Source organism: Agromyces sp. NPDC052230, from assembly GCF_040679595.1.
Lineage (GTDB): Bacteria > Actinomycetota > Actinomycetes > Actinomycetales > Microbacteriaceae > Agromyces.
Window position 1 is genome coordinate 39,984 of the sequence record NZ_JBFAVC010000003.1, and the last position, 22,104, is coordinate 62,087.

Below are 22,104 nucleotides of genomic sequence, written 5' to 3' on the forward strand. Positions count from 1 at the left end.
CATGACCATCTACCACGTCGACGCCGCACAGGTGTCCGCCGCCACCCAGACCGTGCAGGGCACGATCGGCCGCATCCAGTCCGAGGTGTCGTCGCTCCTCGGCCAGCTCACCGGGCTGCAGTCCTCCTGGTCGGGCCAGGCCGCCACGGCGTTCCAGGGTGCCGTGTCCGACTGGCGCGCGACCCAGCTGCAGGTCGAGCAGAGCCTCGCGCACCTCAATCGCGCCCTCGGCATCGCCGCGACGCAGTACGCCGACGCCGAGCAGGCGAATGCGCGGCTGTTCCTGCGCTGAGCCCGTCCTCGGAGATGGCGTGCGGACGTCAGGATTCCGGCGACATGTGGCGAGCTACGATGGCGGCGATATCCAAGGCGGCCGCGCGAGTCGACTCGACCCAAGCGGCCGGAAGCTCACCGCCGTGGCCCGCTGGGGGCGCGGGATACACGGTCACCCGCCCCCAGTCACCGGCGACGCTGAAATCGATCACGCAGTCACTCGCGGAGTCGTCGCACCGAGCGATTGCCTCGGACCCATCGACTCCGGTGAGGGTGACCGGCGTTCCACCGGAGTCCAGCCAGGAGTCCGCGAATCGGGAGAACCCCCAATCGCCCGCGGGGAGGATGCCGATCTGCCCCAGGGTGGCGTCACTCGTCGCGATTGCGAGCGAACACCGCGCCGCGCCGGTCGTGTTCAACCCGTACCAGTACTGACCGACACGGGGGCCATCCCACTGCGCACCGACCCGGAGTTCGGAGACATCCGTCACCTCGACGATCTCGGCGGTCGGCGTGAGGACGTCGCAGTCGACCGGAACGTTGCCACTCGGCGTCGCGGGCGACCACCGTTCGCGTGCCGTCGCCGCCTCGAGCGTGGAAACCATCGAGTCGAAGACCGACCGGAACGCCTCCACCAGGTCCTCTGCCGTCGTGTCGGGCTCGACCACGATGCGATCGACGACGAGTTCGACCCAGGTCTGGCCGATCAGCCCGAAGAGCTCGCAGTAGCCGGTGTTCACCCCTTCCATCGGACCAAGGCATCTCGGACCCTGGACGTGCTCGCCGTACGTGGGATCGCGCGTGTCGTAGGTGTCGACATAGGTGATCGCCTGCTCGAGCCCTTCCGGAAGGATGCTGAGCCTGACCAGCTGGCCATCGGGTTCTTCGTTGGGAAAGGGGTTGTGCGGCAGCCCGTTCGTCCACGTGCACGTGAGTGCACCGAGTTGCACGACGGCAGCGGAATCGGGATCGAGGAGATCCGCCAACGCCTCGGGCGCCAGGGGATTCACGATCACGCCGACGAACTCCTGCATCGCCGCGGGGTCCACGATGTCATCACAGTCGGCGTCGATGCGCGGCTCCGGGCCGTCTGCGATGACGGGCTCGACACTCGACGTGGGCGTGGCCACCGGAGGCTCCGTCTCGGTCGGCGTCGCGGCGACGCAACCCGCGAATGCCACCGCCGCCACCATCGCAAGGGAGCCGAGGAGGACTGAACGGAGGCGTCGGCGAGGTGACATGCCCACCAACATATCTGGCCCGAAGATGCCGAACCGTCCGGGCCGCATCACAGGTCCGTCACGACGCGGACACGAAGATGGGCGCCTCCCGAAGGAGACGCCCATCTTCGTGATGCGGAGCGGTGAGCCCCCTCCGATCGGATCGGACTAGAAGTCCATGCCGCCCGTCGGGTCGCCGCCGGCCGGAGCCGAGACCTTCTCGGGCTTGTCGGCGACGACGGCCTCGGTCGTGAGGAAGAGGCCGGCGATCGACGCGGCATTCTGCAGCGCCGAGCGCGTCACCTTCGCCGGGTCGATGATGCCCTGGGCGATGAGGTCGCCGTACTCGCCGGTCGCGGCGTTGAGGCCGTGCCCGTCGGGCAGCTCGGAGACCTTGTTCGCGACGACGCCCGGCTCGAGGCCCGCGTTGAGGGCGATCTGCTTGAGCGGCGCCTCGATGGCGACCTTCACGATGTTGGCACCGGTCGCCTCGTCGCCCGTGAGCTCGAGGTTCGCGAACGCCTTCTTGCCGGCCTGGATGAGGGCGACGCCACCACCGGCGACGATGCCCTCCTCGACGGCGGCCTTCGCGTTGCGAACGGCGTCTTCGATGCGGTGCTTGCGCTCCTTGAGCTCGACCTCGGTCGCGGCGCCAGCCTTGATGACGGCGACGCCGCCCGCGAGCTTCGCGAGGCGCTCCTGGAGCTTCTCGCGGTCGTAGTCCGAGTCGGTGTTGTCGATCTCGGCACGGATCTGCGCGACGCGACCGGCGATGGCTTCGGCGTCACCCGCACCCTCGACGATCGTGGTCTCGTCCTTGGTGATGACGACCTTGCGAGCCTGGCCGAGCAGGTCGAGGGTGACGTTCTCGAGCTTGAGACCGACCTCCTCGGAGATGACCTGGCCGCCGGTGAGGATCGCGATGTCCTGCAGCTGCGCCTTGCGACGGTCGCCGAAGCCGGGGGCCTTGACCGCGACCGACTTGAAGATGCCGCGGATCTTGTTGACGATGAGCGTCGCGAGCGCCTCACCGTCGACGTCCTCGGCGATGATGAGGAGCTGCTTGCCCGTCTGGATCACCTTGTCGACGATGGGGAGCAGGTCCTTGATGTTCGAGACCTTGCCGTTCACGATCAGGATGTACGGGTCCTCGAAGACCGCCTCCTGGCGCTCGGGGTCCGTCACGAAGTACGCCGACAGGTAGCCCTTGTCGAAGCGCATGCCCTCGGTGAGCTCGAGCTCGGTGCCGAAGGTGTTCGACTCCTCGACGGTGACGACGCCCTCCTTGCCGACCTTGTCGATCGCCTCGGCGATGATCGCGCCGATCTCGGGGTCGGCAGCGGAGATCGACGCGGTCGCGGCGATCTCGTCCTTGGTCTCGATCTCCTTCGCGGCTTTCAGCAGCTCGCCGGTGACGGCTGCGACGGCCTTCTCGATGCCGCGCTTCAGCAGGATGGGGTCGGCGCCTGCGGCGACGTTGCGGAGGCCCTCGCGCACGAGCGCCTGGGCGAGCACGACCGAGGTGGTGGTGCCGTCACCGGCGACGTCGTCGGTCTTCTTCGCGACCTCCTTGACGAGCTCGGCGCCGATCTTCTCGTACGGGTCGTCGAGCTCGATCTCCTTGGCGATCGACACGCCGTCGTTCGTGATGGTGGGGGCGCCCCACTTCTTCTCGAGCACGACGTTGCGACCGCGCGGGCCGAGGGTCACCTTCACGGCGTCAGCGAGCTGGTTGAGGCCACGCTCGAGACCGCGGCGGGCCTCCTCGTTGAAAGCAATGATCTTTGCCATGTGTGTTTCTCGTCCTTTCCCGGACGTCTTCAAAGATTCGTTGGTTTAGCACTCAAAACGAGTGAGTGCTAAGACGATTCTGGCACTCTACCGGCACGAGTGCAAGCGAGCACGGATGCCCCCGGGACCGCCGCCGCGCGCCCGCGGTCATGGCGCGAACGAGACCGACCCCTCGGCCGGCACGAGCTCGACCCACGTGTTGCCCGGCGCGAGCGGCAGCGCGCGCCCGTCGTCGGCCTTCAGCACGATGGGCGCTGCATCGGCATCCTTCACCCACGTGCCGTGCGCGGTCCTCCCGGCGACCGAGACCCACGCCTCGCCCGTTCCGGACAACACCGTGAGCGGCACCTCGCCGAAGCGCCCGTCGATGGCCACGCTCAGCGTCACGATGTTCGTCGCGCGCACCCGTTCGCCGGATGCCTCGACGTCGGCTTCTCCGTCCTGCGAGCGGAGCCAGGCCGAGCCGGACGCATCCCACTCCCACGACCTCGCCTCCCGCTCCGAGAACGCGAGGTCCAGACGCGAGGTCGGGCTCGCGCCGAACTCCGCCGGCGCGAGCGGATCGTTGTCGCCGTAGGTGAACTGCGCGGGCGGTGGCGACAGGGCGGCGTTCCGCCGGACCGCCTCGGGGGCGTCGAGGATCACATCGTGCGGCGAGGGCCGGTCCACAGCGCGCTCGAAGAGGCCCGTGTCGTCCTCATCGAACACGAGGTTCACGAGCGGGGTCGCCTTCATGAGGTCGACGAAGCCCGGCTGGCCGCCGGAGTACGCGATGATCCCACTGAACGGCGAGGCGATCGCCGGGTCCATCGGCCTGATGGAACGCACCGGACCGACGGCGTCGGGCACGTCCGAGTGCCACACCACCAGATACCGCGTGAGGCCGCCCTCCACGAGCTCCTCGAACACGATGTCGCTGCGGTTGAGGCCGAGCTGCGGGCGCGCCGCCTCGTGGTTGTCGATCTTCGCCGCGAGCGACGGATGCCGCAGCGCCGCCGCATCGGCCGGCGTGCCTCGCAGCGGCGCGAGGGTCACCGGATCGGGCGGTCCGTGACCGCCGGCGGACGCGGTCGGGGGCACCAACAGATCCAGCGGCACGTTCGCACAACCGGTCAGCAGCAACACGGATGCCACGACCGCGCCGACCGGCATCCGCCACCGATGGGCCGCACGGGCCCTGCTCCCCATGGCGTCATGGTACGACGGCGTCCGAGCGCGTGCGATCGACGCGCCGACGAGACATCCGCCCGTTCGGCAGGACCGGCGGCGGGACGGTGAACGCGCCCCCGGCGCACCGGCGACGCGCTCGAGTGCAGAACTCAGGCGGGGCGGACGGCCTCGGCCTGCGGACCCTTCGAACCGGTGCCCACTTCGAAGACGACCTGCTGGCCCTCCTCGAGTACCTTGTACCCCGCCATGTCGATGGCGGAGTAGTGGACGAAGACGTCCTGGCCTCCATCGACGGTGATGAACCCGTAACCCTTTTCAGCGTTGAACCACTTGACGGTTCCGTTCGCCATGCGTTGCTCCCATGTTGCCGTTGTGCAGATCAGCACGTGCCTGTCGCCTGTACCGGGCCCCTTCGGATCGTGCTGACGGAACACCGCGGGCGGCGCCGGGCGTTCCACACGGGATCGAGCGACCAACCCCCAGATAACAACGCCGAGTTACTGCGACACAAGAGCCAGGACGCACGAAATGGTCGCAGAATGGCAACGATTCGGCGACAATCAGCCCCCGATCGCCGTGGCGTAGTCGGAACCGACCACGAGCACGAGCGGGGTCCCGACCTGGGCGAACTGCTCGGAGAGCCGCACGTCGGCCTCGGCGACGGCCTGCGCCACGCCGCGGGCTGCGCCTTCGAGATCGGGTGTGGCGTAGTAGACGACCGTCTCGGTGATGTCGCTGGTGCTCGCGTTCGCCGTCGTCCCTACGGGGATCCCGGCCGCCGTGAGCGTCTCGCCCGCTCGCGCGGCGAGACCGGACGTCGTCGTGCCGTTCAGCACCGTCACCGGGACGTCGGGCGCGATGGTCGGCGGGGCTGCGACCGGCGTGGGCGATGGCGTGGCGGCCGCACCCGGGTCGCCGAAGTTCAGGCGGTCGTTCAGGATGACCACCGAGCCGATGCCCACCGCGACGAGCACGACGGTCGCGAGCGCCGCCCAGCCGAACGCGACCCATCGCGCGCCGCGTCGCACCGGGGCGCGGTGCGCGCCGACCCGTTCGATGCCGTGAGGGATGGAGTCGAATCGGTCGCGGGGGAACTTCTGCGCCATGGGTCCAGTCGGGGGTCGGGGCCGCGCTCAGTCGAGCGGTCGGCCGATCGAGAGGGAGCGACGCGCGCGCGTCGCCGCACGCGCCTCGCGCATCCTCTGCAAGCGCTTGACCAGCATGGGGTCGAAGCGGAGGGCTGCAGGGGAATCGATGAGTTCGCCGAGGATCCGATAGTACCGGGCGGCTGAGATGCCGAACTCCTCGCGGATGGCCTCGGCCTTCTGGCCCGGTTGCTGCCAGGCCCTCGCCTCGAACGTCAGCACGCGCACCGCGCGTTCGTCGAGCGCTCCGTCATCACCGCGGGCGGGGACCGGTCCGGCACTCATGCATCCTCCCGTCCTGCGGAGGGTCTCCGCCTGCAGCACATCCTAGGGACTCGCAGCCATGAGGAAGCCGAGCGTCTCGGCGTGTGCGTCGTCACGGAACAGTGGCAGGGCGTCACACGTTGCATGGAGGGGGTGAAGACCTGCGACCATGGTGAGAGACCACGGCGAACGGATCGGAAGGAGCGCTCATGGCGTATCGCGTGAACAAGACCGATGAGGAGTGGCGCGCCGAGCTCGACGCCGAGCAGTACGCGGTGCTCCGCGAGGCGGCGACCGAGCGCCCGTGGTCGGGCGAGCTCCTCGACGAGGAACGCGCCGGCGTCTACACCTGCGCCGCCTGCGGCGCCGAGCTCTTCAAGAGCGGCACGAAGTTCGATTCGGGCTGCGGCTGGCCGAGCTTCTACGAGTCGGTGCGTCCCGAGGCCGTCGAGCTCATCGAGGACGCCTCGCTCGGCATGGTCCGCACCGAGGTGCGCTGCGCCGCGTGCGGTTCGCACCTCGGCCACGTCTTCCCCGACGGCTTCGGCACCCCCACGGGCGACCGCTACTGCATGAACTCGCTCGCCCTCGGGTTCAACGCGGAGTCCTGACGCGTGGGCTCCGCACTTGAGGCGGCGCTCGCGAGGCGGTCGTCGCCGAAGGTGACGGATGCCGCACCCGACGACCAGGCGCTCCGGACACTCCTCGAGGGCGCCGCGCGCGTCGCCGACCACGCCTCGCTCGGACCGTGGCGCCTCATCGCCCTGCGCGGCGGCGCCCGTGAGCGTCTCGGACAGGCCCTCGCCCGGGCTGCGGGCGCCGAGGGCGACGCCGCGGCGAAGCTTGCCGGAAAGCCGCTCCGCGCGCCGCTCCTGATCGCGGTGGTCGCCGTCGTCACGCCGGAGCATCCGAAGGTCCCCGAATGGGAGCAGGAGGCCTCAGCCGCCGGCGTCGCCCACGTGCTCAGCCTGCTGCTCGACGAGGCCGGCTGGGGCGTGATGTGGCGCTCGGGCCCGCACACGCGGCATCCGCTCGTCGCCGAGATGCACGGGCTGGCGGCGAACGAGCGCCTGCTGGGCTGGCTCTACGTCGGCGGCGCACCTGCCGGTGGCCGCGGTGAGCGCCGCGCCGAGCACGTCGCCGCCTCGCGGCTGACGACCCTCGACTAGTTGCGATGTCCAGGGACGTTGTTTGGGACACGGGCCTGATCTGCTGAAGGGCGAAGGCCTCCGGTTGTGAAGTGGAGCTGTTCAAGGAACCGCTTCGACAACCTGGAGGCCTTCGTGTCCCACGCTAACGCGCTGTTGACCCCGCGCGCTCGTCTTCGGCTGGCACGCCTGATCGTCGACGACCACTGGACGCCGTCGGTAGCGGCGAAGATGTTCATGGTCTCGACCGTCACTGCCCGCAGGTGGGCGGCCCGGTACCGGGCCGAGGGCCCGGCTGGAATGGCCGATCGCTCGAGCCGACCGCATTCGATGCCGACGAAGACGCCGCAGCTGATCGTCAAGAAGATCGTCAAAGCGAGGTGGCGGCGCCGACTCGGTCCGGCGCAGATCGCCGGCGAACTCGGCCTGGCGACCTCGACCGTGCACGCTGTCCTGGTCCGCTGCCGCATCAACCGGCTCAGCCGCATCGACCGAGTCACCGGCGAACCGCTGCGCCGATACGAGCACGACCACCCCGGCTCGCTCATCCACGTCGATGTCACGAAGTTCGGCAACATCCCCGACGGTGGCGGCTGGCGCTTCCTCGGCCTCGTCCAGGGAGAGAAGAACCGCCAAGCCACCGCTCGCCGCACCGGGCAGCCGGAACGAACGCTACGAGCACGAGTGGGCACCGCCTACGTGCACACCGTCCTCGACGATTACTCCCGCGTCGCCTACACCGAGATCTGCGCTGACGAGAAAGCACCGACCGCGATCGGTGTCCTACGCCGAGCCGTCGCGTCGTTCGCCGAACGCGGGGTGATCGTCGAACGGGTCCTATCGGACAACGGCTCGGCCTACAAGTCGCACGCCTGGCGCGATGCGTGCACCGACCTCGGCATCACCCCGAAGAAGACCCGCCCCTACGACCCCAGACCAACGGCAAGATCGAACGCTTCCACCGCACCCTCGCCGACGGATGGGCGTACGCCAGGCTCTACACCTCAGAGACCGAACGACGCCAGACCCTGCCCGGCTGGCTCCACTTCTACAATCAGCACAGGCGACACTCCGCGATCGGCGACACGCCCATCAGCAGACTCAACAACTTGCCTGGACATCACACCTAGCCGGTCGCCAAGAATCGATGTACGGCGTCGACGAAAGCTTCGGGATTCTCGACATTCGAAAGATGCATTGCGGAGAGGTAGAGCGTCTGCGCAGCGGGGATGGTTCGAGCGATCAGCGCGCCGTGGTCCGGCAAGCACACGGTGTCCTGCTCGCCAATGATCACGAGTGTCGGGGCTTGAATCAGAGCAATGGTGCGACGCATGTCAGCGTCACGTACAGCGGCCATGCACCCCACTAGGCCGGTCGCTCGCATATTCACGAGAGTCTCGCGGAACGGTTCGACTGTTGATTGCTCAGCCAGGATCTCGAGGGGAAACCAATTGCTCAAGAACATCTCCGCGACATCTGTTAGATCCCGCGAAAGACGAATCCCGTCGATCTGTGCGTCCCACTGTGGCGAGGGCCCTAGATACGCCGATGTGTTCGCGAGAATCAACCGATTGAGACGTTCAGGCGCATGGACTCCGAGCCATTGGCCGACCAAACCTCCAAGGGAGAGGCCGCAGAAGTGGGCACGATCGACGCTCAACGCGTCGAGCAGCTCGATAACATCCCTACCCAGGCGCTCAACTGAATATGCGCCGGCAGGAGCGTCCGAGAGCCCATGCCCGCGCGTGTCGTATCGCACCAGACGAAAGGCACGCGCAAGATCTGGAACGTTGACATCCCACATCTCTAAGGTCGTCGCAATCGAGTTTGACAAGACGAGCACCGGAGCGTCGTCTGGCCCCTCGATTCGGTAGCGGATTCGTGTACCGTCCCCGAGGGTGAGCGTGGATGACATCGACGAGGTCCTTTCAGGTAGCGTGCGAACGACCTACGATAAGACCTGACATCAATGTGAGCATCAAGGACGCGAATGAGGATCGGTGAGTTGTCACGTCGCACAGGCGTGAGTGTTAGGTCTTTGCGATACTACGAGGAGCAGCAGCTCATGGCGCCGACGCGGACCGCTGGCGGACAGCGCGAGTACTCCGAAGCCGCCGTCGATCGCGTGATCCTCGTGCAGCAGCTATTCGCTGCCGGCTTGCACAGCGTTCGGATCGCGGAGATCCTCCCGTGTATGCGCGCTCCCGAGGGTGGACCGAACGAACGGGCGACAGCGAGGCTGGCCCAGAGTCTCGTCGCCGAACGCGAGCGCATCGACTCGACGATCGCCGATCTCCTTCGGTCCCGCGCCCTTCTCGATGACATCGTCTCTTCCGCCGCCCTTGCCGACAGCAGCATCGACTGAGCGCACCTGGCTCTCCGTCTCGGGGCAGCGTTGTGCGGGTGACGCCCGCAGAATCTCGCGAGGGGTTAAGCTCCGCTGCCCGTGTCGCATGGTCGCGGAGGATCTGGATCCCTCGGCGAATGGCGGGTTGCGTGCGCATCGATCAGTCCCGCAGCGACATAGTCGAACGCTGTGGCGTAGTCGGGCGCGGCGACTTGAAAGCGTGGGCTGAACCCCATCGCGTTGCAGGCTGAGATTGCGATGGCACGACATGGGCCCTTGGCATGCAACGAAGATTCGTCGACGGCAACGGGCTGCCGTTGGTGACGTTGATCACGCCGGGACAGGCGGGTGACTCACCGATGTTCCTGCCGCTGATGACGCAGCTGCGGGTCGGACGCGACACAGGCAGACCCCGCACCCGACCGGACGCTGTCCGTGGCGACAAGGCGTACTCGTACCGCGCGATCCGCGGTCATCTCCGCACCCGCAGTATCAGGGCCGTCATCCCCGAGCCCGATGACCAGAAGGGCCACCGCCAGCGGCGCGGCTCACGTGGCGGCCGTCCCGTCGCGCTCGACGCTGCCGACTACCGCCACCGGAACGTGATCGAACGCAACTACTGCCGCACAAGCAAGGCGAGGACTCGCCACCCGCTACAACAAGCACGCCGTCACCTACCGAGCCGCCGTCGTCCTCAACGCCGTCATCGCCTGGACCCGCCAATTGTCAGACACGCCCTACTCGCCGGGGTGGCCCCGCCACGGTCGCCGTGTGCTTGTGACGCGACCAGCGCACACTCGCGATGACGACCGCCACGAGCGCGAGCGCCGTGCCGCCGATCGTCGCGACGTCGACGGTACGGCCCCCGGTCGGTGCCAGCAGGTCCAGCGAGAGCGCCGCCGCGAGCTGACCGGCGACTCCGCAGAGGGCGAGCACGAGCACGCCGACGATGCGAACGAGCACCGCCTGACCGGCGATGAAGATGCATCCGATCGCCCCGCCCGTGTACAACCACGCGTCACCGGGCAGCGTTTCGGGCCAACCCACCGCGAGCGCGTGCACGAGCATGGCCGCGACGAGGGCGGCGCTGCCGATCGCGAAGTTCACGACGGTCGCGGTGAGTGCGCTCGCCGCCACTCCCCGCACTCGGCCGTTGACCGCCTGCTGCCACGCACCGCCGACGCCGGCGAGGAAGGGCAGGAGCATGACGAGGGGCGGCACGTCGCGCTCGAGCTGCGCCCAGACGGCCCACGAGATCGCCGCGAGCGCGAGCACGGCGCCGGCGATGCGGGTCACCGTCAGTGGCCGCCGCCCGCCCGGGCCGAGCCCGACGAGGTCGAACACGATGCCGCCGAGCGTCTGGCCCGCGACGATCGCCACCGTGAAGAGGGCCACGCCGACGACGCCGACCGAGAAGCCCTGCGTCAAGACGAACCACGCGCCCGCGAGGCCGCCGAGCAGCATCCACCAGGGCAGCGTGCGTTCGCGTAGGCCGGCCGCCAGTGCGGTGAGGCCCCGTCGCCCGGGACGCCACATCGCGAGTGCCGCGAGCAGGATCACCAGGCCGCTGCCGAACGAGATCACCGCGGCGGTGTACGCGTCGTCGATCGCCCGGGCGAGCTCGCCGTTGATCCGCGACTGCACGGCGGTGAGTGCCCCGCAGCCGAGTGCGAAGACGATGGCGAGCCACATGGGCAGCCGAGTCGGCTCGGCGTGCGCATGACGATGCGCCGATGCGGCACCCGGACCGACGCCCACGTCGCCGGCCGCCGAGTTCGCCGCGGCCGCGGCATCCGTCTCGCGGTACTCAGTCAAGAGCCGGCTGCGGGACTCGAACCCGCAACCACCGCTTTACAAGAGCGGTGCGCTACCAATTGCGCCAAGCCGGCCTGAGGTGTCGACCTCGCGAACATCCTACCGACCCGACGAAGGCCCGGCACTCGCCGGGCCCTCGTCGTCGATCGGATGCCGCTACTGCGCGGGCGGGGTCGGCGTGGGCGTCGGCGTGGGCGTCGACTCGGAGTCGTTGAACGTCGCGCTCGTGGCCTGCAGCACGAACGACTGGAACTCCGCCGGGTCGTCGAGTCGGCCGCTGTACTGCTGTCCGTTCACGAGCACCGTCGGGGTGCCCGTGATCGACGGCAGGTCGGAGTTCGGCACCGGCTGGGTGAGGGCACGGTTCGTGGCATCCTGCACCCACGACTTGAACTGCACGTCGTCGATGCACTTCTCCACCTCGGACCGGTCGGACACGCCCGCCTCGCCGGCAAGGTCCTTGAGCTGGTCGTTGGTAAGGCCGGCCGTGCCCTCCTCGGGCTGGTTCTGGAAGAGGAGCGCGTTGAAGTCGAAGAACGAGTCAGGCGATGAGTCGGCGACACAGGCGGCCGCGTTGGCGGCTCGGAGCGAGTACTGCGTGCCCGCCGACTTGTTCGTGAGGATGGAGACGGGATGCACCTCGAGGGTCGCGGCGCCCTCCTCGACCATGGTGCGGATCGAGTCGGAGTTCGTCGCCTCGAACTGGCCGCAGAACGGGCACAGGTAGTCGACGTAGACGACGATGTTCGCCACCGTGCCGCTCTCATCGGGCTCGGTGGGGGTCGGCGTCTCGTTCGCGGCGAGCGCCGCCGTCTCGACCGCAGTGATGCCGCCGTCCTCCGAGGCCGTGAGGAGGATGCCGTCGCTCGCCATGTTCCGGGGACCGGGGCCCTCCGGCCGCGTGCTCTGCACGATGACCGTGACGACGATCGCCGCGATCGCGAGCACCACTACGATGACGCCGCCCTGAATCAGGTGCTTCTTGCGACGCTCCCGCTTCTTCTGCTCCTCACGGAGGATGCGGGCCTTCTCACGAGCCGCCTCCCGGCGTTCATTGCGGGAGGGGCGTGGCTGGTTCGAACCGCCGTAGGTCATCGATGGTCACTCCGGTCGCTGTGTGGGCGCGCGCGTATGCACACGGACGCACCAACGATAGTAGGAAGCGTGTCTGGGAATCACCCAAGCCGACGCCGTACGCGGCCTGCGACGAACATGTGAGCACCCTGCGTCGTTTCGTCGCTCACGCGCGTGGCATACTGAGGGGGCGTCGCCGCCGAAGTCGACGTATTCCCATTCACTACGGATCGTCCGGCACGTACCTGCCGGTGAAGGAGAAGCACGATCATGGCATCAGTCACGTTCGACAAGGCCACCCGCCTCTATCCGGGCAGCACCCGGCCCGCCGTCGACAAGCTCGACCTCGAGGTCGCCGACGGCGAGTTCCTCGTCCTGGTCGGCCCCTCCGGTTGCGGCAAGTCCACGTCGCTCCGCATGCTCGCGGGCCTGGAAGAGGTCAACGAGGGCAACATCTTCATCGGCGACCGCAACGTCACCGACGTGCCCCCGAAGGACCGCGACATCGCCATGGTCTTCCAGAACTACGCGCTGTACCCCCACATGACCGTTGCCGAGAACATGGGCTTCGCGCTCAAGATCGCGGGCATCGGCAAGGAGGAGCGCGCCGCGCGAGTGCTCGAGGCCGCGAAGCTCCTCGACCTCGAGCCCTACCTCGCTCGCAAGCCGAAGGCACTCTCGGGCGGCCAGCGCCAGCGCGTCGCCATGGGTCGTGCCATCGTGCGCCAGCCGCAGGTGTTCCTCATGGACGAGCCGCTGTCGAACCTCGATGCGAAGCTGCGCGTGCAGACCCGCACGCAGATCGCCTCGCTCCAGCGTCGCCTCGGCGTCACCACCGTCTACGTCACGCACGACCAGACCGAGGCCCTCACCATGGGCGACCGCATCGCCGTGCTGAAGGACGGCATTCTGCAGCAGGTCGGCACCCCGCGCGACCTGTACGAGAAGCCGAACAACGTGTTCGTCGCCGGCTTCATCGGTTCGCCCGCCATGAACCTCTTCCACGCCGACCTCGTCGAGGGTGGCGTGAAGTTCGGCACCGCGACCGTGCCGATCGACCGCGAGATCCTCGCCGACGCCGACGGCAACCCGATTGCCACCATCGGCGTGCGCCCCGAGGACATCCTGGTGTCGCCGACGGAGGGCGAGGGCCTCGCGGTCGACGTCGACCTCGTCGAGGAGCTCGGCGCCGACGGCTACCTGTACGGCCACTCGACCGTCGAGGGCAAGCGCACCGACATCGTCGCCCGCGTGGACGGCCGTACGCACCCGAACGCCGGCGAGCGCGTGTACCTCACGGCCGCGCCGAACCGCGTGCACCTGTTCGACGCCGAGTCGGGCGAGCGCCTGAGCGACAAGGCCGTGGCCCTCTGATCGACTCGCATCAGCCGGTTGATGCCGGCCGGGCCTCGGCCCGGCCGGCATCGCCGTTCCCGGGCCGCCGGCGTACACTGCGCCGCCGTTCCACGTCCGGGCTACGCTGAACGACGATGAGCGGCTCACTTTCGATCACCTCGGCCATGGCCGACCCGGCCCTGCTCGACCTCCCCTGGGACCTACCCCTCGAGTCCTGGCCCAACGACACCATCGCTGCGCTGCCGAAGGGCATCTCCCGCCACCTCGTGCGCTTCGCACACCTCGCCGGCCACGTGGTCGCCATCAAGGAGACGACCGCCGAGATGGCCAAGGGCGAGTACGAGATCCTGCGCACCCTGCAGCGTCTCGAGATCCCCTGCGTCGAGCCGGTCGCGGTGATCACCAATCGGACGGATGCCGAGGGCGACGCGCTGAAGCCCGTGCTCGTCACCCGTCATCTCCGGTTCTCACTGCCCTACCGGGCCCTGTTCTCGCAGACGCTGCGACCCGACACGGCGACGCGTCTCGTGGACGCACTCGCCGTGCTTCTCGTGCGCCTGCACATCGTCGGGTTCTTCTGGGGCGACGTGTCGCTCTCGAACACGCTCTTCCGCCGGGACGCGGGCGCGTTCGCGGCGTACCTCGTCGACGCGGAGACGGGCAAGCTCTACGATGGCCTCTCCAACGGCCAGCGCGAGAACGACCTCGAGATCGCGCGCGTCAACATAGCCGGAGAACTGCTCGACCTCGAGGCCGGCGGCCGGGTGGCCGACGAGCTCGACCCCGTCAACATCTCGAACGGCATCGTCGAGGCCTACCGCAGCCTGTGGAAGGAGCTCACCGGCTCCGAGTCGTTCTCATCGGCCGAGCGCTGGCGCATCAACGAGCGGGTCAACCGCCTCAACGACCTGGGCTTCGACATCGAGGAGCTCGCCATCAAGACCGACGAGTCGGGCACCACGGTGCGCATCCAGCCCAAGGTCGTCGATGCGGGCCACCACCAGCGGCGCCTCCTGCGCCTCACGGGACTTGATGCCGGCGAGAACCAGGCCCGGCGCCTGCTCAACGACCTCGACTCGTACCGGGCCTCGTTCGGCAAGTCCGAACTCGATGAGGAGATGGTCGCGCACGAGTGGTTGATGCGCGTCTTCGAGCCCGTGGTCAGGGCGATCCCGCTCGACCTGCGCGGCAAGCTCGAACCCGCCGAGGTGTTCCACCAGCTGCTCGAGCACCGCTGGTTCATGGCGCAGCGGGCCGGGCACGACATCCCCCTGGCCGAGGCCGTCTCGTCGTACGTCAACAACGTGCTGCGACACCGCCGCGACGAGGCGACCATGATCGTTCCGTCGACCGGCTCGATCACGACCGCGATCGACGTCGTGGCGCCCGAGACGTCGGCGATCGCGGTGATCGATCCCGACGACGAGGAAGACTGGCGCCTCAAGGTCTGACCGGGCGGCACCGCACCCCCGGTCTCGGTACGCTCCTTCGTCGCTACTCGACCACAGGGCCGGACGCGGCGCGCAGCTTCGAGATCTCGTAGAGGGTGACGGATGCCGCGATCCCGGCGTTGAGCGATTCGGTCGACGCGCTGATCGGGATCGACACGATCGCATCGCACGTCTCGGCCACGAGTCGGGAGAGCCCCTTGCCCTCGCTTCCGACGACGATCACGAGCGGCCGCTCGGCCCATGACAGCCCCGGAAGCGACACGTCGCCATCGCCGTCGAGCCCGAGCACGAACACGCCGCGTTCCTTGAGCGTCTTGAGGGTCTGCGTCAGGTTCGCCGCCATGGCCACCGGCACGCGGGCCGCGGCACCGGCCGACGTCTTCCACGCGGCGGAGTTCACCCCGACCGAGCGGCGCTGCGGCACGATCACCGCCTGCCCGCCGAACGCGGCCGTCGACCGGAGGATCGCACCGAGATTGCGTGGATCCGTGATGCCGTCGAGCGCGACGAACAGGGGCGTCTGGTCGCGCGCGAGCACTCGGTCGAGCTCCTCGATGGGGTGCGCGTACTCGTAGGGCGGCACCTTGAGCGCGAGGCCCTGATGCACGCCGCCCTCCCCCGCGAGACGGTCGAGCTCGGGTCGCATGACCTCGAGGATGGGGATGCCGCGGTTCGTGGCGACCTTCATCGCCTCCTTCACACGGTCGTCCACCTCGACGCGTGCGGCGACGTAGAGCGTCGAGGCCGGGATGCGGGCGCGCAGCGCCTCGACAACCGAGTTGCGTCCGGTCACGATCTCGGATTCGTCGCCCGACTTCGCCCGACGCGACGCGCCGGACGCCCCGCGAGGCGCTCCGGGGTGCTGACCCTTGCCGGCGACCTTGGCCTTGCCGCCCGCGGCCGCGTAGCGCTCCTCTGCGGCCTTGCGCTTGCCGGCCGGATGCCACGCGCGATCTTCGGCCTTCGGTGTCGGGCCCTTGCCCTCGAGCGATTTGCGTCCGTGGCCGCCGGTGCCGACCTGCTTTCCCGCTGCGCCCTTCCCGCCCTTGCGGACGGCTCCGGCGCGGGACTTGCCGCTGCTTGCCTTCATGATCCCAAGCTCCAATGCGTGCCGGTCTGACTGTCTTCGATGGTGATCCCTGCGGCCGCCAGTTCGGCGCGGATCCGGTCGGCGGCGTCGAAGTCCTTCGCGTCGCGTGCGGCCTGCCTGTCCTCGATGAGGCGGGCGACGAGGCTGTCGAGGGCGGATGCCGCGGGTCCGGTCTCGGCGGAGGCCCAGTGCGGGTCGCGCGGGTCGATGCCGAGCACCTCGACCATGGCCACGACCTGGCCGTGCAGCACGGCCGCCTCGTGCAGGTCCTCGGCGTCGAGCGCCTGGTTGCCGGCGCGCACGGTGTCGTGCAGCACTGCGATCGCCTGGGGCACCCCGAGGTCGTCGTCCATCGCCGCGGCGAACGCGTCGGGGATGAGCGGGCTGCCGACGCCCACGTACCGCGTGCCGGCGAGCCGGCGTTCGACGCGCGTGAGGAACGAGCGGATGCGGTCGACCGCGGCCTCCGCCTCGCCGAGCGAGGTGGGCGAATAGTCGAGCGTCGAACGGTAGTGCGCCGCACCCAGCACGTACCGCACCGCGAGGGGGGACGCGAGCTCGAGGAGCTCGCTCGCGTACACCGAATTGCCGAGCGACTTGGACATCTTCTGCCCGCCCACATTGACGAGCCCGTTGTGCACCCAGTACCGCGCGTAGCCGTCGCCGGCCGCGGTGGACTGCGCGAGTTCGTTCTCGTGATGCGGGAAGCGCAGGTCGAGTCCGCCGCCGTGGATGTCGAACTCCGCTCCGAGGTAGCGGGTGGCCATCGCGGAGCATTCGATGTGCCAGCCCGGGCGGCCGTCGCCCCACGGCGACGACCAGCTCGCCGATGCGGGTTCGGACTCCTTGTGGCCCTTCCAGAGTGCGAAGTCGCGCGGGTCGCGCTTGCCGCGCGGGTCGGCGTCGGCGGCGGCCTCCATGTGGTCGCGGGATTGGCGGGTGAGCTCGCCGTAGGCGGGCCAACTGCCGGTGTCGAAGTACACGTCGCCCGAGTCATCCGGTGCCGCGTAGGCATGGCCGCGCTCGATGAGCCGGTCGATGATCTGCTGCATCTGCTGCACGCTCGCGGTCGCTCGCGGCTCGTAGGTCGGCGAGAGGATGCCGAGCAGGCGGTAGGCCGCCGTGAACTCGAGCTCGACACGGTAGGCGAGTGCCCACCACTCCTCGACCTTGCCGTCGCCGTCGAAGTCCTCGGATGCCGCGAGGATCTTGTCGTCGATGTCGGTGACGTTGCGCACGAAGGTGACCTCGTTGCCGCGGTAGGCGAACCAGCGGCGCATGATGTCGTAGACGAGGGCGCTGCGGAGGTGGCCGATGTGCGGGCTCGACTGCACCGTGGGCCCGCACACGTACATGCCGACGTGCCCCTCACGGAGGGGCACGAAGTCACGCAGGGCTTGGTCCTTCGAATCGTAGAGTCGCACGGTCACCATGCAAGCCTACCGGCGGGGCTCCCGCGTGACGGGGCGCTCAGGCCGGCGCGACGAGTGCCGTCGCGATCGCGGCCACGCCCTCGCCGCGACCTGTGAAGCCGAGTGCGTCGGTCGTGGTCGCCGCCACGCTCACGGGCGCTCCGACGATGCGCGAGAGCAACGCCTCGGCCTCCGCCCGGCGCGGCGCGAGCTTCGGCCGGTTGCCGACGAGCTGCACCGTGACGTTGCCGACGACGTAGCCCGCCTCGCGCACCCGCCGTACGGTCTCGGCGAGGAACACGTCACCGTGCGCCCCCTCGAAGCGCGGGTCACCCGTGCCGAACACGCTGCCGACGTCGCCGAGCCCGGCCGCTGCGAGCAGCGCATCGCAGATGGCGTGGCTCACGGCGTCGCCGTCGCTGTGACCGGCGAGCCCGCGCTCGCCCGGCCACTCGAGGCCCGCCAGCCAGAGCGGCGTGCGCGTGTCGTCGGCGAGGGCGTGCACATCGAGGCCGGTGCCGATGCGCGGGAGCGCCGCCCCCTCGCTGCGCGCCGCCCGAACGCCGTGCGGCGAGGTGCGTTCGGCCACCATCGCCTCGGCCCGTCGCAGGTCGGACGGCAGGGTCACCTTGAAGGCGCGCGCGTCGCCAGGCACCGCGTCGACGGTCATGCCAGCGGATGCCGCGAGCGCCGCGTCATCCGTGAACTCCGTCGTCGCCCTGGCGTACGCGGCATCGAGCGCGCGCCGCGGGAACCCCTGCGGGGTCTGCACCGCGGCGAGCGCCGAGCGGTCGACGGTCTCGAGCACGCGGCCGTGCTCGCCGACCCGCTTGATGGTGTCGACGACGTCGAGGGCCGGCACGACGCCGTGCCCGCGCGATCGCACGGCGGCCACGACCTCGTCGAAGACGATCGCGGGCGTGAGGGGCCGGGCCGCATCGTGCACGAGCACGGTGGCGATCTCCTGCGGCAGCACGGCCAGGCCGTGGGCAACCGACTCCTGACGGCTCGCGCCACCGGAGACGACGTCGAACCCAGCGGATGCCGCGGCCGCGACGCAGGCGTACCGCGCGCGCGTCTCGTCGACGCGGTCGGTCGGAACGACGACGATGACGTGCGGCGTCTCGCGCATGCCGAGCACGGCATCGAGCGCGACGCCGAGGATCGTGTCGCCGCCGAGCGGCACGAACGCCTTGGGCTCCGAATGCCCGAGCCGGGTGCCGCTGCCCGCGGCGACGACGATGACGGCGACCGTTGACGCGCTCATGGGTCGAGCGTATCGCGGCTCTCGTTACGCGGCTTCGCCGCTACTCGACCGCCGGGTCGACTAGGACGCGAGCACCTCGTCGAGCACGGTGGACGCCTGCTCCTCATCGGTCTTCTCGGCGAGCGCGAGCTCGGAGATCAGGATCTGACGTGCCTTGGCGAGCATGCGCTTCTCGCCTGCGGAGAGGCCGCGGTCCTGGTCGCGGCGCCACAGGTCGCGGACGACCTCGGAGACCTTGATGACATCGCCGGAGGCGAGCTTCTCGAGGTTCGCCTTGTAGCGGCGGGACCAGTTGGTGGGCTCCTCGGTGAAGGGGGCGCGCAGCACCTCGAAGACCTTGTCGAGGCCCTCCTTGCCGATGACGTCGCGGACGCCGACGAGGTCGACGTTCTCAGCGGGCACCTCGATGACGAGGTCGCCCTGCGTGACGTTCAGCTTGAGGTAGAGCTTCTCTTCACCCTTGATGATCCGTTTCTTCACTTCGGTGATCGTTGCGGCTCCGTGGTGGGGGTAAACGACGGTTTCGCCAACCTCAAAAAGCATGAATGTATGTCCTTTCGGCAACTTTCAGGATATCACATTCGGGTTCATGCTAAGGTTCGCCAACCCTTCCAAGCCCGGGCGCGCCGGTAGGCTACACTCGGATCGATCCCTCGCGCGAGCATGCTTCTGTTTCGCGCGCATGCTCGCACTTGGAGGTTCTGTGAAGGCGCGTCTCGCGGCATCCGCTGCTCTGGCCCTTGGTCTCGTCGTGGCCGCGAGCGGCTGCTCGATGATCACCAACCAGGCGACCACCGAGAAGTACGAGCCCAGCGACGGCGTCTCGGCGAACCTCGGAGACGTCGACGTGCGCAACATCCTCATCGTCAGCGAAGACGGCGAAGACGGCACGCTGGTCATGAGCGTGGTGAACCGGGGTGACGACCGTGCGACGATCACCGTGCAGTACGGCGACGGCGGCGACGAACTCGAGATCGACGTGCCTGCCGGCGAGACCCTCGTGCTCGGCTCCGAGGACGAGGAGCAGGTCGTCCTCGAGGGCATCGACGCGGAGGTCGGCGGTCTCCTGCCGATGTACTTCCAGGCGGGCGACGCCGAGGGCGTCGAGAAGCAGGTGCCGGTGCTCGACGCACGGCTTCCTGAGTACGCCGAGCTCGCCCCGTAGGTCACGGATCGCGGCTTCGTTGCGCCTCGACCACGTTCGGGATGCCCCTTCGCCGCGCTTCGACGACCGGGAGCGACCCTAGGACTCGAAGCGGTATCCGAGCCCTCGCACCGTGACGAGTTGCACGGGCTCCGACGGGTGCAGCTCGATCTTCGACCGGATGCGCTTGATGTGCACGTCGAGCGTCTTGGTGTCGCCGAAGTAGTCCGATCCCCAGACGCGGTCGATGAGCTGTCCGCGGGTCAGCACGCGCCCGGGATTGCGCATCAGCAGCTCGAGGAGCTCGAATTCCTTGAGTGGCATGGGCACAGCCTCGCCGTCGACCTCCACCGTGTGCCGGTCGACGTCCATGCGCACGCGCCCGCCTTCGATGATCGCCTCGTCGAAGTCCTCGACCTCGTTGCGTCGGCGCAGCACCGCCCGGATGCGGGCGAGCAACTCCCGCGTGGAGTACGGCTTCGTCACGTAGTCGTCGGCGCCGAGCTCGAGTCCCACCACGATGTCGATCTCGGATTCCTTCGCGGTGAGCATGATGATCGGCACATTCGAGCGGTTCCGGATCTCGCGGCACACCTCCGTACCGGGAAGCCCCGGCAGCATGAGGTCCAGGAGCACGAGGTCCGCACCGTGCTGGTCGAAGGCCGCGACGGCCGACAGTCCGTCGGCAGCCACCTCCACCTCGTAGCCCTCCCGCCCGAGCAGGAAGCTCAAGGGGTCGCTGAGGGCGATCTCGTCCTCGACGAGCAGGATGCGGGTCACGTACGTTCTCCTCGGTTCGACACGACGGGCCTCGTCGCGAGTGCTGCGGCGGCGACATCCGCTCGGCCCGGCCGGGCGCCGGCGGTGTGCTCGACCGCTTCGTCCGTCACGGTGGCGGGCGCCTCCGCAACGGGCAGGCGGATCATGAACGTCGAACCGCGCCCCGGCTGCGACCACACGCGCACGTCGCCGCCGAGGTTCTGCACGGTGTGCTTCACGATGCTGAGCCCGAGGCCCGACCCGCCGGTGTTGCGGGATCTCGCCTGGTCGACGCGGTAGAAGCGCTCGAACACGCGATCGAGCTCGTCGGGTTCGATGCCGATGCCCTGGTCGGTGACGCCGATCTCGACCGTGTCGTCGACGACCTTGGCGCCGACGCCGACGCGGCCTCCCTCGTTCGAGTAGGCGATCGCGTTGGCGACGAGGTTGTGCACCGCCACGATCATGAGCGCGCGGTCGCCCCACACCCTGGCCTTCGTCGACGAGCGCATCGCCACGTCGACGTGCTTGGCGGCGGCCACCACGCGGTTCTGGTCGACGGCCGCGGCCACGACCTCGTCGATGTCCACGAGATCGTCGGGACGCAACGCGTCGCGGGCCTGCAGCCGGGAGAGCTCGATGACCTCGCTCGTGATGTGTGCCAGCCGGCTCGCCTCCACCGACAGCCGTCCGGCGAATCGCCGCACCTGCTCGGGCTCATCGGCGGCCTGGTCGAGCGCCTCGGCGAGCAGGCTGACGGAGGCGATGGGCGTCTTCAGCTCGTGACTGATGTTCGCCACGAAGTCGCGGCGCACCTCGTCGAGGCGGTGCGCCTCGGTGCGGTCCTCGGCGATCAGCAGCACGAACCGGGTTCCGAGCCGTGCCACGAGCACGCGCAGCCGCAGCGTCGACTCCCCGAACGGGCCGCGCGTCACGCTCAGCTCCTTGGTGATCGGTTCACCCGTACGGCGAACGGATGCCACGAGCTCGAGCAGTTCGGCGTGCGTGAGCGAACGGTGCCGCACCAGACCCATCGCGAGCGCGCCGGGCGAGGCCTTCAGCACGTTGTTCGACGGATCGAGCACGACGCCGGCCGACTCCAGCACCTCGAGCATCTGGTCGACGCCGTCGGGAATGGTGGGGGCGACGACGCGCGCGGCGCTCGATCCGCGGCGCTCCGCCATGTGCAGCACGATGACGAATGCGGCCCCGAGGAAGATGCCGAAGGCCAGTGCCGTGAGCACCACCCACATGGAGTCCATGGCTTCACCCTAACCACTCGCGCTGGGACCGATCCGCGGCTCAGCCTGCAGGACGGCGGTAGGTTAGGGAGTGTTCAGCGTCCCGGCACCTGCTGTTCACCTCCGACGGGGAGGAT

22 protein-coding genes, 1 tRNA gene and 2 pseudogenes are annotated in these 22,104 nt (G+C 68.9%); 9 read left to right on the top strand and 16 right to left on the bottom strand.

Features of this window, described 5'->3' with window-relative positions; translation table 11 throughout:
• Position 1: 1 nt before the first annotated feature.
• Positions 2-292: a WXG100 family type VII secretion target gene (locus tag AB0K73_RS07880; protein ID WP_360517007.1), complete on the top strand. Its 291-nt coding sequence runs from the start codon at positions 2-4 to the stop codon at positions 290-292.
• A 28-nt stretch (positions 293-320) separates the two neighbouring features.
• On the opposite strand, the gene AB0K73_RS07885 is transcribed toward AB0K73_RS07880, so the two are convergent.
• From AB0K73_RS07885 to AB0K73_RS07910, 6 genes are all read right to left on the bottom strand, one after another.
• Entirely contained in the window at positions 321-1,514 is a 1,194-nt protein-coding gene (locus AB0K73_RS07885) for a hypothetical protein (RefSeq protein WP_360517004.1), read from the bottom strand.
• 147 nt (positions 1,515-1,661) lie between these two features.
• Positions 1,662-3,284 (bottom strand): chaperonin GroEL, encoded by a 1,623-nt coding sequence (groL, locus tag AB0K73_RS07890; RefSeq protein ID WP_360517001.1) that lies wholly within the window; start codon positions 3,282-3,284, stop codon positions 1,662-1,664.
• A 147-nt stretch (positions 3,285-3,431) separates the two neighbouring features.
• On the bottom strand, positions 3,432-4,472 hold the full coding sequence (locus tag AB0K73_RS07895) for a DUF3048 domain-containing protein (RefSeq protein WP_360516998.1): 1,041 nt from the start codon (positions 4,470-4,472) through the stop codon (positions 3,432-3,434).
• 131 nt (positions 4,473-4,603) lie between these two features.
• Positions 4,604-4,804, bottom strand: coding sequence for a cold-shock protein (locus AB0K73_RS07900; protein ID WP_130353371.1), 201 nt, complete (start codon positions 4,802-4,804; stop codon positions 4,604-4,606).
• A gap of 210 nt (positions 4,805-5,014) precedes the next feature.
• Positions 5,015-5,560 carry a LytR C-terminal domain-containing protein gene (locus AB0K73_RS07905; RefSeq protein ID WP_360516994.1) on the bottom strand — a complete coding sequence of 182 codons (546 nt, stop codon included), beginning with the start codon at positions 5,558-5,560 and terminating at the stop codon, positions 5,015-5,017.
• 27 nt (positions 5,561-5,587) lie between these two features.
• Positions 5,588-5,884: a DUF3263 domain-containing protein gene (locus AB0K73_RS07910; RefSeq protein WP_360516991.1), complete on the bottom strand. Its 297-nt coding sequence runs from the start codon at positions 5,882-5,884 to the stop codon at positions 5,588-5,590.
• A gap of 188 nt (positions 5,885-6,072) precedes the next feature.
• Here AB0K73_RS07910 and msrB point away from each other — a divergent pair, with 188 nt between their 5' ends.
• The 3 genes and pseudogenes from msrB (at position 6,073) to AB0K73_RS07925 (ending at position 8,141) form a co-directional block, all read left to right on the top strand.
• On the top strand, positions 6,073-6,474 hold the full coding sequence (msrB, locus tag AB0K73_RS07915; RefSeq protein ID WP_360516988.1) for a peptide-methionine (R)-S-oxide reductase MsrB: 402 nt from the start codon (positions 6,073-6,075) through the stop codon (positions 6,472-6,474).
• Between the two features lie 3 nt (positions 6,475-6,477).
• Complete coding sequence (locus AB0K73_RS07920) at positions 6,478-7,032, top strand: nitroreductase family protein (RefSeq protein WP_360516985.1); 555 nt, start codon at positions 6,478-6,480, stop codon at positions 7,030-7,032.
• A gap of 114 nt (positions 7,033-7,146) precedes the next feature.
• Positions 7,147-8,141: pseudogene (locus tag AB0K73_RS07925) on the top strand (IS481 family transposase).
• Here the strand turns inward: AB0K73_RS07925 and AB0K73_RS07930 are convergent.
• A complete protein-coding gene (locus AB0K73_RS07930; RefSeq protein WP_360516982.1) occupies positions 8,138-8,926 on the bottom strand; it encodes an alpha/beta fold hydrolase in 789 nt (262 codons plus the stop codon). The pseudogene AB0K73_RS07925 and the gene AB0K73_RS07930 overlap by 4 nt on opposite strands.
• 75 nt (positions 8,927-9,001) lie before the next feature.
• Between AB0K73_RS07930 and AB0K73_RS07935 the strand changes: the two genes are divergently transcribed.
• Both AB0K73_RS07935 and AB0K73_RS07940 read left to right on the top strand, forming a co-directional pair.
• Positions 9,002-9,376: a MerR family transcriptional regulator gene (locus tag AB0K73_RS07935; RefSeq protein WP_360516979.1), complete on the top strand. Its 375-nt coding sequence runs from the start codon at positions 9,002-9,004 to the stop codon at positions 9,374-9,376.
• A gap of 272 nt (positions 9,377-9,648) precedes the next feature.
• Positions 9,649-10,096: pseudogene (locus tag AB0K73_RS07940) on the top strand (transposase); the annotation flags it as partial.
• On the opposite strand, the gene AB0K73_RS07945 reads toward AB0K73_RS07940, so the two are convergent.
• From AB0K73_RS07945 to AB0K73_RS07955, 3 genes are all read right to left on the bottom strand, one after another.
• Positions 10,085-11,173, bottom strand: coding sequence for a DMT family transporter (locus tag AB0K73_RS07945; protein WP_360516976.1), 1,089 nt, complete (start codon positions 11,171-11,173; stop codon positions 10,085-10,087). The pseudogene AB0K73_RS07940 and the gene AB0K73_RS07945 overlap by 12 nt on opposite strands.
• A 1-nt stretch (position 11,174) precedes the next feature.
• Positions 11,175-11,247, bottom strand: a tRNA-Thr gene (locus AB0K73_RS07950).
• A gap of 82 nt (positions 11,248-11,329) precedes the next feature.
• On the bottom strand, positions 11,330-12,268 hold the full coding sequence (locus AB0K73_RS07955) for a thioredoxin domain-containing protein (protein WP_360516973.1): 939 nt from the start codon (positions 12,266-12,268) through the stop codon (positions 11,330-11,332).
• Positions 12,269-12,517: 249 nt separating this feature from the next.
• Between AB0K73_RS07955 and ugpC the strand changes: the two genes are divergently transcribed.
• Together ugpC and AB0K73_RS07965 are read left to right on the top strand one after the other, a co-directional pair.
• Positions 12,518-13,621: a sn-glycerol-3-phosphate ABC transporter ATP-binding protein UgpC gene (gene ugpC / locus AB0K73_RS07960; RefSeq protein ID WP_360516970.1), complete on the top strand. Its 1,104-nt coding sequence runs from the start codon at positions 12,518-12,520 to the stop codon at positions 13,619-13,621.
• Positions 13,622-13,737: 116 nt separating this feature from the next.
• A complete protein-coding gene (locus AB0K73_RS07965) occupies positions 13,738-15,054 on the top strand; it encodes a DUF4032 domain-containing protein (protein WP_360516967.1) in 1,317 nt (438 codons plus the stop codon).
• Between the two features lie 43 nt (positions 15,055-15,097).
• On the opposite strand, the gene rlmB is transcribed toward AB0K73_RS07965, so the two are convergent.
• Genes rlmB through AB0K73_RS07985 form a run of 4 tightly spaced genes read right to left on the bottom strand, consistent with a single transcriptional unit; the run spans position 15,098 to position 19,366 of the window.
• Positions 15,098-16,144, bottom strand: a complete 1,047-nt coding sequence (gene rlmB / locus AB0K73_RS07970) for a 23S rRNA (guanosine(2251)-2'-O)-methyltransferase RlmB (protein WP_360516964.1) — start codon at positions 16,142-16,144, stop codon at positions 15,098-15,100.
• A complete protein-coding gene (gene cysS / locus AB0K73_RS07975; protein ID WP_360516961.1) occupies positions 16,141-17,574 on the bottom strand; it encodes a cysteine--tRNA ligase in 1,434 nt (477 codons plus the stop codon). The genes rlmB and cysS overlap by 4 nt, the downstream gene beginning before the upstream one ends.
• Positions 17,575-17,614: 40 nt before the next feature.
• On the bottom strand, positions 17,615-18,823 hold the full coding sequence (ispD, locus tag AB0K73_RS07980; RefSeq protein ID WP_360516958.1) for a 2-C-methyl-D-erythritol 4-phosphate cytidylyltransferase: 1,209 nt from the start codon (positions 18,821-18,823) through the stop codon (positions 17,615-17,617).
• Positions 18,824-18,883: 60 nt separating this feature from the next.
• Positions 18,884-19,366, bottom strand: coding sequence for a CarD family transcriptional regulator (locus AB0K73_RS07985; protein ID WP_056734541.1), 483 nt, complete (start codon positions 19,364-19,366; stop codon positions 18,884-18,886).
• 160 nt (positions 19,367-19,526) lie between these two features.
• Between AB0K73_RS07985 and AB0K73_RS07990 the strand changes: the two genes are divergently transcribed.
• Entirely contained in the window at positions 19,527-19,988 is a 462-nt protein-coding gene (locus AB0K73_RS07990; RefSeq protein WP_360516954.1) for a DNA modification methylase, read from the top strand.
• A 78-nt stretch (positions 19,989-20,066) separates the two neighbouring features.
• Here AB0K73_RS07990 and AB0K73_RS07995 read toward each other — a convergent pair whose 3' ends face one another.
• Positions 20,067-20,747, bottom strand: a complete 681-nt coding sequence (locus AB0K73_RS07995) for a response regulator transcription factor (protein ID WP_360516951.1) — start codon at positions 20,745-20,747, stop codon at positions 20,067-20,069.
• Positions 20,744-21,988, bottom strand: coding sequence for an ATP-binding protein (locus tag AB0K73_RS08000; RefSeq protein WP_360516948.1), 1,245 nt, complete (start codon positions 21,986-21,988; stop codon positions 20,744-20,746). Before AB0K73_RS08000 ends, AB0K73_RS07995 begins: the two co-directional genes overlap by 4 nt.
• Between the last annotated feature and the right edge of the window lie 116 nt (positions 21,989-22,104).